9 protein-coding genes are annotated in these 16086 nt (G+C 48.2%); 3 read left to right on the top strand and 6 right to left on the bottom strand.

The annotated features are described in order from the left end of the window. Window positions 1–2179: hypothetical protein (locus V5J35_RS23715; RefSeq protein WP_354016528.1), on the bottom strand; the 2179-nt coding region annotated here is incomplete at its 3' end. A gap of 1383 nt (window positions 2180–3562) precedes the next feature. Between V5J35_RS23715 and V5J35_RS23710 the strand changes: the two genes are divergently transcribed. Then, window positions 3563–4894, top strand: coding sequence for a helix-loop-helix domain-containing protein (locus tag V5J35_RS23710; RefSeq protein WP_354016527.1), 1332 nt, complete (start codon window positions 3563–3565; stop codon window positions 4892–4894). A gap of 65 nt (window positions 4895–4959) precedes the next feature. On the opposite strand, the gene V5J35_RS23705 is transcribed toward V5J35_RS23710, so the two are convergent. From V5J35_RS23705 to V5J35_RS23685, 5 genes are all read right to left on the bottom strand, one after another. After that, window positions 4960–6606, bottom strand: a complete 1647-nt coding sequence (locus V5J35_RS23705; protein WP_354009490.1) for an ABC transporter ATP-binding protein — start codon at window positions 6604–6606, stop codon at window positions 4960–4962. A gap of 3 nt (window positions 6607–6609) precedes the next feature. After that, the gene (locus V5J35_RS23700) at window positions 6610–7629 is read right to left on the bottom strand and encodes an ABC transporter permease (protein ID WP_472924766.1); all 1020 of its coding nucleotides are present in this window, start codon (window positions 7627–7629) and stop codon (window positions 6610–6612) included. 18 nt (window positions 7630–7647) lie between these two features. After that, window positions 7648–8736 carry a microcin C ABC transporter permease YejB gene (locus tag V5J35_RS23695; RefSeq protein ID WP_354009489.1) on the bottom strand — a complete coding sequence of 363 codons (1089 nt, stop codon included), beginning with the start codon at window positions 8734–8736 and terminating at the stop codon, window positions 7648–7650. Window positions 8737–8750: 14 nt separating this feature from the next. Continuing rightward, a complete protein-coding gene (locus V5J35_RS23690) occupies window positions 8751–10775 on the bottom strand; it encodes an extracellular solute-binding protein (RefSeq protein WP_354009488.1) in 2025 nt (674 codons plus the stop codon). 194 nt (window positions 10776–10969) lie between these two features. Further along, the gene (locus tag V5J35_RS23685) at window positions 10970–12772 is read right to left on the bottom strand and encodes an extracellular solute-binding protein (RefSeq protein WP_354009487.1); all 1803 of its coding nucleotides are present in this window, start codon (window positions 12770–12772) and stop codon (window positions 10970–10972) included. A gap of 364 nt (window positions 12773–13136) precedes the next feature. On the opposite strand from V5J35_RS23685, the gene V5J35_RS23680 reads away from it, so the two are divergent. Next, window positions 13137–14309 carry a porin gene (locus tag V5J35_RS23680; protein WP_354016526.1) on the top strand — a complete coding sequence of 391 codons (1173 nt, stop codon included), beginning with the start codon at window positions 13137–13139 and terminating at the stop codon, window positions 14307–14309. Between the two features lie 187 nt (window positions 14310–14496). After that, a complete protein-coding gene (locus tag V5J35_RS23675; RefSeq protein ID WP_354009484.1) occupies window positions 14497–16086 on the top strand; it encodes a hypothetical protein in 1590 nt (529 codons plus the stop codon).

Here is a 16086-nt window from a genome sequence, read left to right as displayed (position 1 = left end):
GTAAAAAATACTGGTCTTTCGCCTTAAAAGCGGTATCAAGAACAGTTTTTCTCAAGTCTTCTGGTATTGTCTGTGTTGCGTAGAAACCATCATACTGATGCAACAGTAGCCAGCCCATTTCTTCCCAGATGCGTTCGATACCCACCATGCTGTTTGATGTCCCTTTCAGTAATTTCAGATACAGATCATACTCCTCTTTTGGGTTGTTCGTTTTACGGGATGCGTGTGCTTGCTTTATTATTGAATGAACCTGTTCATTCCAGTTTTTCTGGTAGATTCTTTCAAATGGCCTGATTGTTCTTTTCGATGCCCTGACCCTCCACTGATCATCGCTTCGGCTGCTGTCGGCAATATTACTTTGTTTTTTACCGACTTTAATAGCAGCTCCGGGTAAGGCGGCTATATCCATAGGTGATAACCCTTCTGCAAGCGCATCAACATCCGGGTCATGCTTTGCAGTCTGTTCGTGAACCAGAGCTATGGGAGAGGTTTTGGCAGCTTTGTACGACCTCTTTTTCTTACCTTTTCGGGTTTTCTTACTGCCTGGGCGGGGTTCACTTTTACCAGAGGCAGGCGTTTCTGCTAAAACCCAGTCAGGAATGGGACTTTCAGCTTCCTGGGTGGGCCCGGGTAACGTATCTGTTGTTTTTCTGTATTGACTACTGAGTGATTCCAGACGTTCCTGCCAGTAATCGGCTATGAGTGGACTTCGTGATTCCCAGAAAGTGTGCAACTGCTGGCCAGCTTCGATGGCCAAATCGGTCATCCCAATGTTTAGTGCATCCTGAAAAATACGATGCCACAATTCAGGGGAGTGTCCAGCAGCCAGTTTGTACCAGTTTAATACTTTCTTTTTGTGGAAAATTTTTTGTTTATGGAATAGCTTATTCTTTTTGCGCTCCATAACCGCGCAGTATTGATAGAGGATGCTTGTGAGAATCCAGTTGTCATCGCCAAAAGGTCTTTCATTAGTCAGACCTTCGGCTATCGATTTAAAATGGTTAATGGTTTCGTTATAGCCCACTTCTCCATGATTCAGATTTTTCATATTCCCTGTGCGGAGTTTGTTAATAAAGACAAAAATGTCGTCATTAAACTGTTTTTCTGGAACAGCGGAGAGATAGCTGTTTTCATTTACCTTGTGACCGTTCCACTCAGTCATGTAACGCAGGAGTATGTAGTGAAGGCAGGATTGCAGCGTACTCATGGAGGACAGATCCAGACTTTCGTAGACTGTGTCAGCCATGGGTACCCAGCGAATGCGGTCAAGGGCTGTAAAGCTGACTGGAAAAAAGTAATGCAGTTGATATTGTGCGATGCAGTTTTCAAATTTATCCAATAGCTGCAGATACATTTCAATATCCGTAGTGCTTCGAATCCCCGGCAGCGCGCCTGAGTAATACATAATCAGTAATGGCAGAATTTCAGAGTTGGCCTGTTTTGCGGGTCTGTGAAAGTAGCTATGCAACTCCAGTGCATCGGCGTCAGCATCCTCGCTGGTGCCGTCAAGCAGCTTTTTGTATTTGTGTATCATCAGCCAGGCCAGTATCTGATCATCCGGATCAAAATCATTAGCCGTTTCTTTCTGGCTCAATTCATAAGCCTGCATAAAAAGTTTACGGGCTTCTTCTTTATTGTGACTCTTTTGCCATGTAAAGATTGCCTTAGCCATAAGGGTTTTGGCGTTTGATGATTGCCGTGACTGCTCAAGAAGCTTTTGAAGCAGTTCTACTTTTAGTTGATTGTCCAATCTCAGAAAGTCTTCTTCGGGAATAGCAAGAAAGGCCTCTACTTTCTGGCTATAACTCATTTCAATAATGTGAGCTGCAGGTACACTGTCTTTTTCCGGAGGGTCATTTTTATCATCACCATGGTCACCCTCGCCACCTGGCTGATGTTCACTTTGTTCGTCTGGTTTTTGACTGAGCCTATCCTCCGGGCTCGGTGGTGGATGATCTTGTTGTTGCCCAAGTGCTTTTTGTGCCATATCCTGGAGACCCCCGGCCAGTTGGTCAGGAAAAATGGACAGACCGTCGGGAAGGTGGGCAAAATAATAAATCAAAAGCTCATGAAGCTCTTCATAAGATGAGAATAACCCAGTCTCTGTATCACTGTTGTAAGATTCCAGCCTTTTCTGCAGTTCTGATTTCAGGTCATCATAGTCAGCCTGAATGATCATAATCCGGTCCCTGTAGATCTTTTTAAGATTGTCATCGACAGCGAATTTTAATTTTCGTCGAATGTCGGTTAGAAGCCATAGTTTGTGCTGTAAACGAGTTTTCAATATCTCCATCGGGGTAAGGCGGAAAACAGCTCGTTGTTTCAGTGGGTAGAAAAAGAATAAAAAAGTTGGAGATTGGGAATACCGTCTGAAGTTTTCATTATTATCACCGTCATCTCCGTCTCCGCCGCCACTACCGCCTGCGGCAGCCGTCGAGGAAGCTGGGTAGTGATAAAGAAGCGTTAAAATTTTTTCCAAGCTTAATGTCGACAGTATAAGCAGCAGTTCATGATCCAGAATTAATTCTACGATCTGTGGTGCAATGGACAAAAGTTCCACATCGATTCTGGGTAGAACAATACGATATTCTCCGGATATGACCGATAAATAAAGAATCAGCGATTTTGATCTGTTTTCTGTCTCGTCAAAATACGTGTTTTTATTGTTTTTGTTTATCAGCTGGTTGAGTTGTCGATGCAGGTCACCCTGACGTTCAGGAGAAACCGTGGGAGGAGTCAAACGGGATTGCAAAAATGTCTTAAACGGTATTTGTTCTGACTGATAGGCGGTGGAGAAAAAGGCCCTGGCTGGCAAAGTCAGTAAAGGCGCTAAAACTGGCTGGCGATCTGGCTGTTCATGGAATAAGTCGTGAATGGATGCGTTCAGATACAGTGCTGGAAGGAATAGCAGCAGAAACAGGGCCATTCTACAGCAGGCTATTCTACAACCACTGTACAGTGCGTGTGGCGATGTAGCACTGGAAAGAGTGCTCAAGCTCTTCTCCCATCGGCTGCTCTCAACCACGGCAAAAAGCTAAAAGACACGATAAAAGAACGTACCTTATCTATTTGCTTTGATTGAAAACAGTAATGTACTTATTCCCGTTAAAGGCAGATAAGTAAAGGCTCCGGAAAAGAAAACTTCAACTTAGTCTGGAAAATAATGTTGCGACCTGCTGTCAGCGTTAACCTTTGTCGTATAGACAGGCAAAAAATTGGACTTTCTGTTATGCAATTGATGGCGTATATCCCGGTGTAGTGCTATACACTTCCAGCAGGCGTAACCATCGTTAAGAGGGAGGCTTTGTGTGTTGTTTAATTAAGAATCTTTTGCATCAGTTGACGTAATGGTAATTAACGAAAAGAAAAGCGCTACTGCTCAGTCTCTGACAATCGATCAAAAATGTTGAACGTTCAATTTTATTGAACTTAGCTGCTTTTTTGGCAAAAAAAAATTAACTGACCAATCTGTCAACCCGGTTTGTTTCAGCAGGTAAACAGCAAACTGGAGTATGAGTTGTACCCATTCAGGGAAGTGACTATCAGAGGACTTTCATTGCGTATGAATAAGCTGCTGTTCCTTGTTTTTTTTTCTTATCAGTTATCGGAACTGGCCTTTGCTCAATCTTTTGAGTTGACAGCTATACAGAATCTAAGGAATCCACAGCATGTCCTTATTTCCCCCAAGGGTGACTCAGCCGGAATCAATAATTTTGACCGATTACTGCCCGCTATAACAAAAACTGAAGCCTCGTCTGCACCCGTCTGGCCGGATGATGCAGGCCCCCGGGCACAATTTATCAACTTCTCTGCCCAGGTGGAGTACTTTGCATGGTATCAGGCCTTTAATGTTGATGATCTGTATGTAGGCTATAAATTTCTGATAGAAATAAGTGATCGTTTAAGCAGTGCAATCCCTTCCTGGCTGGTAGCCGGGCTGAGTGCTGCATCGTTTCTGTTTACGGGAGTAAAGAGCCACAATTGCTTGATGGCTCGGGATGTTATCAACTCTCCTGGCAAACCCAAACGAGAGGGCGGGTCTGAAGCAGAACATTCCTGTCAAATGATGTATTACACATCGCAATTCTCAGAAAATAGTCCAGAACAACAGGCCTTTCTCTTAATAAAGACTGATCAGGATAGTAACGATGGAAGGCCTCCGGAAGATGGCAACTATCGCCACACCAGAGGCAACATCTGCCATCACCATGATTGCAAAGGTAATCGATGCATAGAAGCATACGAAAACATTTATGGGCAATACTTTCCTCCCAGAGATGATCTGTTAAGCCAGCATTCAGTGTATGTAAATGAGGGCAACTTTGGACTCTTGAGGAGAGACAGCAATTCTGATTCACAGGAAGATCCAACCTATTTTTCTTTTTTTGGAGATAAAACAGATTACCTTCGTTTAGATGAGCAAGGCCGTCCTTTACATGGTGCAGACCATCCCTATCTGGTATCAACTACAGTTTCGGATGACGAAGAGGCATTCCATTCGCTTCAATCAGTTGATTCATATCAATCGACAGACTCCGGAGATTCTGGTTTTTATTCTGGTGGTGAAATGCAGCCACTTCCAGCCGCTTCTAATTCTGGCAGTCCGGTAATGAGTGACACTGAGTATTCTGGTGAAGCAGTACCGCAAAGAGTTAACCACAATGTACTTGAGCGGAATCGTCGAGCAATCTTAAAAGAAAGCTTTGAAAAGCTGGCTAATGCAGCTGAAGTTGGAAACACAAAAAAAGAGCGTACAAAAAATAATATTCTGATACGTGCCAAAGAGAGGATTGACGAGTTGAAAGAAGAAGAAAAACAAATGCAAAAGTTAAAGGAGGAGCGAGATGAAAAGATAAAGTACATTGAGTGGCTGAAAAAACAGAACCCGCAATAAGAGCAGCCCTGTTATTGAATAGAAGAAACACTCAATAACAGGGCGAACCACTGAATCAGGGACACTTAGCGGCTGTGAGCACTGGAGCTGTTACCTGCCAGCTGCGTTTCAAAAGCAGCCGCCAGCAGCTCCCGGGTGTAAGGTTGCTTAGGGTTGTGAAAGATATCACCGGTATCACCCTGTTCAACGACCTGGCCTTCTTTCATCACCATAATCCGGTGGCTCATGGCTTTCACCACGGCGAGGTCATGGCTGATAAATATATAACTCAGGTTGTATTTCGTTTGCAGGTTTCGCAACAGTTCGATGACCTGAGACTGAACCGTCCGGTCCAGTGCAGAGGTGGGTTCGTCGAGAATGATCAGCTTTGGCTTAAGGATCAAAGCCCTGGCAATGGCAATCCGCTGGCGCTGGCCACCTGAGAACTCATGTGGATAACGGTGTCTGAAGTCAGAATCAAGACCCACATCGGCCATGGCTCGAATAACTTCCTGCTCGCGTTCTTCCCTGCTGCTGACACCGTGGATATCCAGACCTTCGGCAATAATGTCCGCTATGGTCATACGCGGACTCAGGCTGCCATAAGGGTCCTGGAACACCACCTGCTTTTCCCGGCGATAGGGCTGACAGGCTTTCTGGCTCAGGCCATGAAGGCCTTTGCCCATAAAATAGATTTCACCTTCACTGGACTGCAGTCGCATCAGGGCCATGCCCAGTGTGGTTTTTCCTGAGCCAGACTCACCGACAATACCCAGTGTCTCTCCCTGTTGCAGTGACATACTGAGGTTCGTCACGGCTTTGACATGGTCTACCGTTTTACGAAAAAAACCCTGTTTGATGGGAAACCAGACTTTCAGGTTCTTACATTCAATCAGGGTCTTATCCGGATTCGGGACAGACTCCGGCGCGCCACCGGGTTCGGCATTCAGCAGGTCAATGGTGTAGGGGTGCTGTGGACGGGTGAACAGGGTTTCAGTCGCTTCCTGTTCAACCAGACAGCCGTCTTTCATCACACAGATGCGGTCAGATACATGACGGATCAGATTCAGGTCGTGACTGATAAACAGAATAGCCATCCCCAGTTTTTCCTGTAACTCTGCCAGCAGTTTCAGGATCTGCCGCTGTACCGTAACATCCAGAGCCGTTGTTGGCTCATCAGCGATCAGCAGTTTCGGTTCACAGGCCAGAGACATGGCGATCATCACCCGCTGTCGCTGGCCTCCGGACAGCTCATGGGGATAAGCATTGATCTTGCTGGTGGGTTGAGGAATACCCACCAGTTCCAGCAATTCCAGCGCTCTGACTCTGGCCTCACCATTGTTCAGTCCCAGGTGCAGGGTCAGCACTTCAGTAATCTGTTTACCAATGGTGTGCAAAGGGTTCAGTGCGGTCATGGGTTCCTGGAAGATCATGCTGATCTGGTGACCACGAATCTGGCGAATCTTGTTGCTGTCGGCATGGGTCAGGTTTTCACCGTTGAACAAAATTTCGCCCTGATAACGGGCGTTATCCGGCAGCAGTTTTAAAATACTCAACGCCGACACGGATTTTCCGGAGCCGGATTCGCCAACCAGTCCCAGGGTTTCACCAGGACGAATATCAAAACTGATCTGGTTAACGGCATTAAATGTCTGTTCGCCCTGCAGAAACTGAACCTGCAGGTCTTTTACACTCAGAAGCGGTTTCTGCGCGGCAGTTGGATGGTCGCTCATCGCTTACACTCCTGTATGGTATTTGCGTGGGTCCAGTGCATCACGAGAGGCTTCTCCAATAAAGACCAGCAGGGTCAGCATCACCGACATCACCATAAAGGCAGTAATCCCCAGCCAGGGTGCCTGCAGGTTGTTCTTGCCTTGGGCAATCAGCTCACCCAGCGAGGGCGACCCGGCAGGCAGGCCAAAGCCGAGAAAATCCAGTGAGGTCAGGGTGGTAATGGCACCGGTGAGAATAAAGGGCATAAAGGTGACGGTGGCGATCATGGCATTGGGCAGAATATGCCGGTACATCAGGCGGCTGTCGCTCATTCCAAGGGCTCTTGCTGCCCGGACATATTCAAGGTTTCTGCCGCGCAGGAACTCAGCCCGAACCACATCGACCAGTGTCATCCACTGAAACAGCAGCATAATGCCCAGCAGCCACCAGAAACCGGGTTCGACAAAACTCGACATAATGATCAGCAGGTACAGGCTGGGCATACCCGACCAGATTTCAATAAAGCGCTGCCCGAAGAGGTCGATCCTGCCACCATAAAAACCCTGTATGGCACCGACCCCCACACCGATAATGGTGCTGAAAAAGGTCAGGGCAAGGCCGAACAGAACCGATATCCGGAAACCGTATATCACCCGGGCCAGTACATCCCGACCCTGGTCATCCGTTCCCAGAAGATTGTCCAGAGAGGGAGGGGCAGGGGCGATCCGGGCATAGTTGATGGTGTCGTAACTGTAACGAATGGGCGGCCACAGCATCCAGCCATGAGGTTCAATCAACTCTTTTGCATACTCCTGCCGGTAGTCAATTTCCAGTTCGAACTCGCCGCCAAAAGTGGTTTCAGGATAGGTATGAAACACCGGGGTGTAGTAATCACCCTGAAAACGGATCAGCAGGGGTTTGTCATTGGCAATAAATTCGGCAACCAGAGTGGTGAAAAACAGAATGCCGAACAACCATAGAGAGATGTAGCCTCTGCGGTTTTGTTTAAAATTTTCCCAGCGTCGCTGGTTGAGTGGGGTCATTTTCAATGCCATCGTGTGCTAACCCCGCGCTTCGAAATCGATTCGTGGGTCCACCATGACGTAGGTCAGATCGCCAATCAGTTTGATCACCATGCCAATCAGGGTAAAGATAAAGAGGGAGCCAAACACCACCGGATAGTCCCGGTTAATGGCAGCTTCATAGCCCAGCAGTCCCAGACCATCGAGGGAGAATATAATTTCAATCAGCAGCGAGTTGGTAAACAGGATGCCGATCAGGGCGGCAGGGAAACCGGAAATCACCAGCAGCATGGCATTACGGAAAATGTGTCCGTACAGAACCCGCCCTTCGTCCAGTCCTTTTGCCCTTGCGGTCTGCACATACTGACGGTGGATTTCATCCAGGAAAGAGTTTTTGGTCAGCATGGTCAGCGTGGCAAAGCCGCCAATCACCATACAGAAGACTGGCAGTACCATGTGCCAGGCATAGTCCATGATCTGACCCATGGTGGTCAGTTCATCAAAGTTGTCCGAGGTCAGCCCCCGCAGAGGGAAAATATTCCAGTAACTGCCTCCGGCAAACAGGACAATCAGCAGGATAGCCAGCAAAAAGCTGGGAATGGCGTAACCGGTGGTAATGACGGCACTGGTCCAGATATCAAACTTTGAGCCGTGACGAACCGCCTTGCGAATGCCCATAGGAATGGAGATGAGGTAGATAATGAGCGTACTCCACAATCCCAGGGAAATGGAGACAGGCAGCTTTTCTATGATCAGGTCGACGACTTTAGCGTCCCGGAAAAACGAGTCGCCAAAGTCGAAACGCAGATAGTTGCCCACCATCTGAATAAAGCGTTCAGGGGCAGGCTTGTCAAAACCATAGAGTTTCTCTATATCCTTGATCAGCTCGGGATCAAGCCCCCGTCGTCCACGGTATTCACCGGATTCATCCAGGGAAAACTGTTGCACTTCCGCACTGCTTGAGCCGCCAATACGACTGATAGCATTGGTATCAAAACCTTCCAGCTTGGCAATCATTTGCTCTACAGGGCCGCCGGGGGCGGCCTGTATAATGACAAAGTTGAGCAGCATGATGCCGAACAGGGTTGGGATCATCAGCGCCAGCCGGCGCAGTATGTAACTGTACATAAAAGAAACTCTTGTTAAGCGTCCTTCCTGCTACGTCTTTTGTTCAAAAATCTTCCCAGCAGTCCCAGAACAATCAGCAGTCCTACCCACAAAGCGGTTTTGTCAGATAGTTCGTTCTCAGATGGTGCCTGAGAACTATCTATTGCCGTTACAACGGGAGTGGATTCTGTTCCCATCCACCAACTGTCCAGATCAAAGTTATACAGCTGTGGTGCCTTTGAACCTTCCGGGGTGGGCTTGAAAGGGTGTTCCAGTGGTTGCCAGTACGCGACCCGGACATTGGGGTAATAGTATTGTGGAATCATGTATTCCCCCCACAGCAATACCCGGTCCAGAGCTTTGGCCGCTGTTTCCAGGTCTTCACGGGAGTCGGCATGGATCAGATTATCGACCAGCTGGTCGACGACAGGGTTTTTAATGCCCATATAGTTACGGGAACCGGGTACGTCGGCAGCTGCACTGCCCCAGAAATCCCGTTGCTCATTGCCCGGTGAGCTGGACTGACCATAGCGGGAAACAATCATGTCGTAATCAAATTTGCGCAGGCGATTAATGTACTGGGAGGCGTCCACAACACGAATGGTGGCATCGACACCTAACTGTTCAAGGTTCTTTTTAAAGGCCAGTGCAACCCGTTCCATGGAGGACTGGATCAACAGGATTTCAAACTTGAAGGGTTCGCCTTTGCCATTTCTCAGGACACCGTTCTCAAGTTTCCAACCAGCTTCTGACAATAGCCTGAGGGAGTTACGTATCTGGCTGCGTATCTGGCCGGAACCATCATAAACCGGCAGCTTGTAGGGTTCTGTGAACAGTTCTTTGGGCAGTTGGTTACGGAAAGGCTTCAGCAATTCCAGCTCTTTACCTTCAGGGATGCCGGTAGCGGTCATGGTGGAGTTGGCAAAGTAGCTGTTGGTACGGTAATAGGAATCGAAAAACAGATTTTTGTTCAACCACTCAAAATCAAATGCAGCCATCAGCGCCTTTCTTACCTTCGGGTCCTCAAAGAGCTCCCGGCGAGTGTTGTAGGCGAAACCCTGCATACCCTGTGGCGACAGGGTTCTGATGCTTTCCAGTTTCAGCTCACCGTTCCGGGTGGCGGGAATGTCGTAAGCTGTGGCCCAGTTCAGTGCCGAGTACTCGAAACGAACGTTGTATTTGCCTGCCTTCATGGCCTGCAGGGCAACGTTTTCATCACGGAAATAATCTAACTGGATGGTATCGAAGTTATAGCGTCCCACGTTGACGGGCAGGTCTTTTCCCCAGTAGTCCTCGACTCTCTGGTACTCAATGCTGCGGCCGGAATCGACGGATTTGATTTTATAGGGACCGCTGCCAAGGGGAATGCTCATGTTGGCGGCCTGAAAGTCATTCTCTTCTTTTTCCCAGAAGTGTTTGGGCAGAACCGTCATCTGACTGATAATCAGCGGCAGCTCCCGATTCTGGTTGTGTTTGAAAACAAAGCGAACACTGTATCGGGACAGTGCTTCGACTTTTTCAATATCGCCATAATAGGCACGATAAAACGGTGTGCCTTTTTCCAGCAGGGTATTCAGTGAAAAGACAACATCTTCAGCGGTCACCGGGTGACCATCGTGAAAACGTGCCCTGGGATTAAGGTGAAAGGTAATGCTGCTGTTATCCGGAGCCCGCTCCACATACTGCGCCAGTAGTGGATACATGGTGAAAGGCTCGTCGTAACTGGATGCCATCAACGTGTCGTACATATAGGCGGTAGCAGCGACAGAGGTGCCTTTTTCAATAAAGGGATTGAGGCTGTCAAAAGTCCCCATCGATGTCATACGAAGCGCGCCGCCTTTGGGCGCTTCAGGATTGACATAATCATAATGCCGGAATCCTTCAGGGTATTTGGGGGAACCATGCATCGTCATGCTGGTCTGGCTGCCTTCGGGGCGTTGCAACGTCTGAGTGGCGTCAGCGGTCAGGGCTGTAAGTCCCAGAGCCAGGGTCAGGCAAGTGTGCATAAGGGCATTTTTGACGGGCAGGAACCGGGTTGGAAAACTGTACCGATGAGTCATAAGGGTCCTGAATAAATGGTCAGAGAAGTTTTGTCTTTATATAGAGGTCGGGTTACGACTGGACGCTCTGGCCGGATCGTTGCAGCCAGGTAACCTCACTGATAGTCGTGTATACAGCGCAGCTCTAAGAATGCTTTAGAATGAGTAATGGTGCAAGCTGTGTAGGTTTTTTTACGGAAAAAAAGGCTGTTTTCCTACTCCCACCACCAGGTATCCAGACCGCTGGCGTAATCCGGTGCAGTCTCCGGATGCTTTAATCCCTTCTTATAGATAAAGGGCCAGTAAGGCAGATACCACTGGGGAATAACGGCATGGTGCCACAACACCACTCGGTCAAGGGCGCGGGCAATATCCACCAGTTCAGATCTGGACTCGGTCTTCACAGATTTCTCTATGAGCGCATCCAGTACCGGCAGGCTGATTCCGGAAATGTTTTTACCGGCCTGGGCCTTGGCGCTTTCGCTGCCCCAGTAATTTTTTAATTCGGTACTGGGTGAGATGCCGGGCCAGAAGCCGTGGATGACCATGTCGAAATCAAACTCTCTCAGACGGTTGATGTACTGAGAGGTGTCAATAGTGTTGACCCGGGCATGGATACCCAGAGCTTTCAGATTGTTAGCAAAGGGAAGCACAAAGCGTTCGAATTCAGGTTGGGACAGCAGAATTTCAAACTCCATCGGTTCGCCTGTCTTCTGGTTAACCAGCTTGCCGTTTCGTAGCTGCCAGCCAGCTTCTTTTAACAGTTTCAGTGCCTGGCGCTGATTATTGCGCCAGTTGCCGCTGCCGTCTGTGGTAGGGGGCTGGTAGACCCGCGTGAACACTTCTTCAGGCAGATCTTTTCGCCAGGGGGACAGCAGCTCGATTTCTTTTGCAGAGGGCAGGGCATCAGCAGCCAGTTCAGAGTTAGAGAACAGACTGTAGGCCTGTTTGTAAATATCAAAGAACAGGTGTTTGTTAATCCACTTAAAATCCAGTGCCAGACTGATGGCCTGACGCAACCGCCTGTCTGCAAACCGGGCTTTACGCAGGTTGAAGACAAAGGCACGCAGCCCCAGCGTTTTGTTAGGCACCGCTTCCTGAATGATATCTCCGCTTTTCAGACGATTGCCCTTATAGCCTTCTGCCCAGTTTTTCGGGTTGCCATCCACCCTCAGGTCATAGGCGCCCTGCTTGAAAGCTTCCAGGGCTATCTGGTCATCACGGTAATAATCAATACGCACTTCATCGAAGTTGTGTCGCCCTTTGTTGACGGGTAAATCCTTTGCCCAGTAATGTTTCACGCGCTCATAAGTCACATGATGTCCTGCTTCAAAGTCTTTGATTTTAAAGGGACCACTGGCAAGAGGAATGCTCAGGTCGGCGTTGGCAATATCGTTCTCTGGTCTAGTCCAGAAATGTTTGGGCAACACTCTTAACTGAGACAGTCTCAGGAACAGATGTTTGCCCTGGGGACGAGAAAAACGGAATTCGACTCTCAGGCGGCTGGTGGCTTTGACAGAGCTGATATCAGCATACAGATGACGGTAATGAGGAGGCCCTTTTTCTTTCAGGGTCTCAAAGGTGTAAACAACATCTTCTGCTGTTATTGGGGCATCGTCGTGAAATCGGGCATCCGGGTGAATGTTGTAGGCCACCCATGTCAGATCCTTTGGGTATTCAATGGACTGGGCGATCAGTCCGTAAACGGTGTAGGGTTCATCGCCCGCCCTGACCATCAGGGAATCGTAAAGGGTGTAGCTGTCTGCTGCCCAGTTGCCTTTGGGTGCAAAGGTATTGAAGGTGTCGAACGAACCGGTAGCGGCCTTGCGGAGGATGCCGCCTTTGGGGGCCTGTGGGTTGGCATAGTCAAAATGAGTAAAGCGTTCAGGGTGCTTGAACTGGTCATAAACACTCAGCGCATGGGAGCGGGTCACATTGTCATCCGCTCGTATTGGGCTGCTGAATAGTAGCAGGGTGCTGGCACAGCAGATACACAGGTAATAGAGGGCCGTTTTCATTCGAGAGAGTCCTGACTTGGGGGCGTTCAGGCATTACATCGGCTTTTTGCAGTGAATCTTGTGATGCGCAGGTATACGTGTCTTGCCAAGGGGTGTTGGTATATGGCGCAGTTTGTTGATCTGTGACAAATAATTAATTTGTGGCGTGGGTATTATTGAGCTCAAGAAAACGGAGAACCAAGGTTTTCTTTTTTTAGAGACTAAATGTAACCGGTTACATTTTGATGTTGGGACGGTTACAGATTTTCGAAGGAGTGTTGCTCCTTCTTTTTGGCAACGCGATGTAACCGGTTACATCGGTCAAGTCCACCGCAGAGTGGAATAACAGTTCACTAGAGACTGCCAAACAACACGGGGAAATATAATGTTTAAGAAAACTCTTCTGGCCAGCAGTGTTTTTGCAGCGATTGCCGCTATTCCAGCAGTAGCCAATGAGAGCAGCGCGGACGATAAGTACGGTCATGACCTTTATGGTGTGATTGCGGTGCAGCTTGCGAACCGAGACTATAAAGAGGATAACAAAAATAGCGGCTTCCAGATTAATAATGAAACCCGTCTAGGTTGGCGCGGTCATGCCCGATTTGACTCTTTGCCAGAGCATACAAAGTTTATCTGGCAGGTTGAGACAGGCTATGTAGATCCGAGCTTTAGCAATCGATCCGGTTCCTATTTCGGCGAGCGTGACACCTTTGTTGGTTTCGACAGTGAAAGATTCGGCCTGGTACGTGCCGGTAGAGTGTTGACTCCTCTGTATGAGCTGGTGGACTGGCCGGGATCTAACCCGGGACTGGGCGATGTCTGGGATTGGGGTGGCACTATTGGTGGTGTTAAGCACAATGATCGACAGTCCGACACCATTCGCTGGGATACTATGGAGTTGTGGACTGGTTTCACGCTGGACCTGGCAGCCGGTGCCGGTAATGACCGGTCTGATTCAACAGGCAGTGAAAAATCAAAAAATAATTACTGGCATGGCGGTGCAGCGCATCAGAGGTTTGACCTGGGTTCTGGTAACTGGATTCAACTGGACCTTGCCTATGAAATGAATTACAACACACGCTCTGTTGCCAAACAGGTTGGTGCTGATGACGATGACCCTGGTATCACCAATTACTGGGATAACAAAGCCTGGCTGGTGGGTGTTCAGGGTGGGCTCGGCCCCGTTGGTTACTTCGCACAATATCGCCGTGCTGAAGCTGAAACCGAAGAAGCTAATAGCTCGACGGTTAAAGAAAAGCAGGACTCTTATACAACAGGTTTGATGTATAACTTTGGCGCTAACAACAAGTGGCAGGCAAAAGTTGCTTATGCCAAGAATAATGAGCTGAAAGTGGGTAGCACCAAGCAGAACAATACTGATGATAAGGTCTGGTCTGCCCAGTTGTTATATCAGGTTGACTCTAATGCTGTTGTTTACGCCAGATACCGTGATGTGAAGATGGGAGATGCTTATAAGATGAGAGCGTCCGATGTAGATCCCCGTTGGAAGTCTGACAGCTTCAAAGAAGCTTCTGTCGGTATCGAATACTGGTTCTGATATTTCCCCGTCAATCCTTGCTGAAACCCGCCGCCGGTGTCTCCGGCGGCTTTATTCAGACTATTCAGTTTCTAAATCAAGTGCTTCTTTCTGTTGTTAGCTCTGCTAACCATCCTGTTTCTGCTCAGTGAAACCCTGACGCGTTGTTGTGATCTAATAGTTAGTTTTAATTTGGAAATCAACAGAAATGGACGCACCATCTGCAAGCAGTACTCTATCTCAGACAATCACGCCCCCTTTACCAGTCGTTCATTCAGCGGAGAAGGACTCTGGAATACAATCGAAAATCAGGAATAATGAACCGCCACCAATGGGCGACCACTACCGGAAATGCCTTTTTGGGCGAAGTGTTCTGGCGGGTGAAAAAGCAGGCAAAAATACCCGGCTTTACCTTCTCAATTTGAAAGATTCAATATGCTCTGAGCCTGCCGGAGAAAATAGCCTTCTTACGCCTGCTCTGTTTCGTCTTATGCGGCACTATTACAAAACCCTGACTGACAAGGTCAAAGAGGCAGAGGTGTCTTCGGTAGAAAATATGGCCGACATGGAGGTCAGGGAACTGGCTGCAGCCATGACCGATATAAGACCATTTTATTCGGTTTGTTCAAGTATTGGTAAGCAGGTTATTCAAGTGCTGACATCCCGGCATGTTGATACTGCTTTTCTTAACACTCCCGTTCCTGTTATCCCCCGGTCGGCACTCATTCATTCCAGCAAATCCAGCTGTCAGGAAAGTGTGATCAGAAACGAGCTGGAAAAGTTTAAGTGGCACGGAAAATACCTTAGTAAAACCGTACTTTCAGAAGTCACCCGTTATCAGGATCCAGTTCCACAGAGAGAGTCTTCTTTTCCGGATAGCCGGTGGCTTGAGGCGTTGCTTACGGCTTTGACGTCGTTTTCTGCCAGTGCAGGCCTGCAAATGGATTTCTCGGAAACCCCTTTTTTTATTGGTTATGTGAAAAGCCCTATCGCCAACCAGATCGCTAAAGCCACTTTGTTTATGGATCACCCTGCTTCTGGCAATATGACTCATGGTTTTATCTCCCACATATTACAGATGGTTATTGCTGCCAGACTGACAGGGTTCAGCCGCGAACACATTCAACGACTGATTGACCATGGTTACTGGAGTGCCGCTATTGATCCTGAACCTAATGAAAATTATTTTGGTTCTGTGGCTCAGAAACATGAAAATAAAGCACTAATGCTAGTGAACCATGAAACATTGATGAACGGTCGTTTTCCCGATTGCATACAAAGCCAGCTGTGCTTCGGATTAATGTCTGCCATGCTGAAGCAGGCATTGCTGGAGCCGGGCGGTGCTGAAAAGATCATAACGACCCTGTCACTACCTGAAATGGAAGGACAAAGCCCGGAGGAATGTGTCCGCCAGCATATCATTAATTTGCGGGCATTAGAGTATGCTCTGGCCGGGGCAACCTTTGAACTGGGAGATGGTATCGCAGAATCGATAGCACGGACAGAACGGTCTGATGACAAAAGCTTTGAAGGTTTGATGAATCAGGATCCGAATCATTTATGGGGGGAGTTTCTGCCTTCTGACCCTCTCACCCTGAAGATGACCCGCGCCGCAGTCTGTAGCTACCTTGAGCAACCGGATCTGTACAAGGTATACCAGCAAGTCATAAAGAACGGCTATTGCTGGCTTAAGCCGGTATCCTCTTCAGATGAGTTTATTTCACAGGTTCCTTACGTCGTTTATCCTGCAGGATCTGAACCTCCTTCTGGTTGTCTGCAACCTGTTCAATGTGAGTGA

Source organism: Endozoicomonas sp. NE40 (assembly GCF_040549045.1).
GTDB lineage: Bacteria > Pseudomonadota > Gammaproteobacteria > Pseudomonadales > Endozoicomonadaceae > Endozoicomonas_A > Endozoicomonas_A lisbonensis.
The sequence above is the reverse complement of the archived record's forward strand: the minus strand, read 5'-3'. Positions and strand labels throughout refer to the sequence as shown.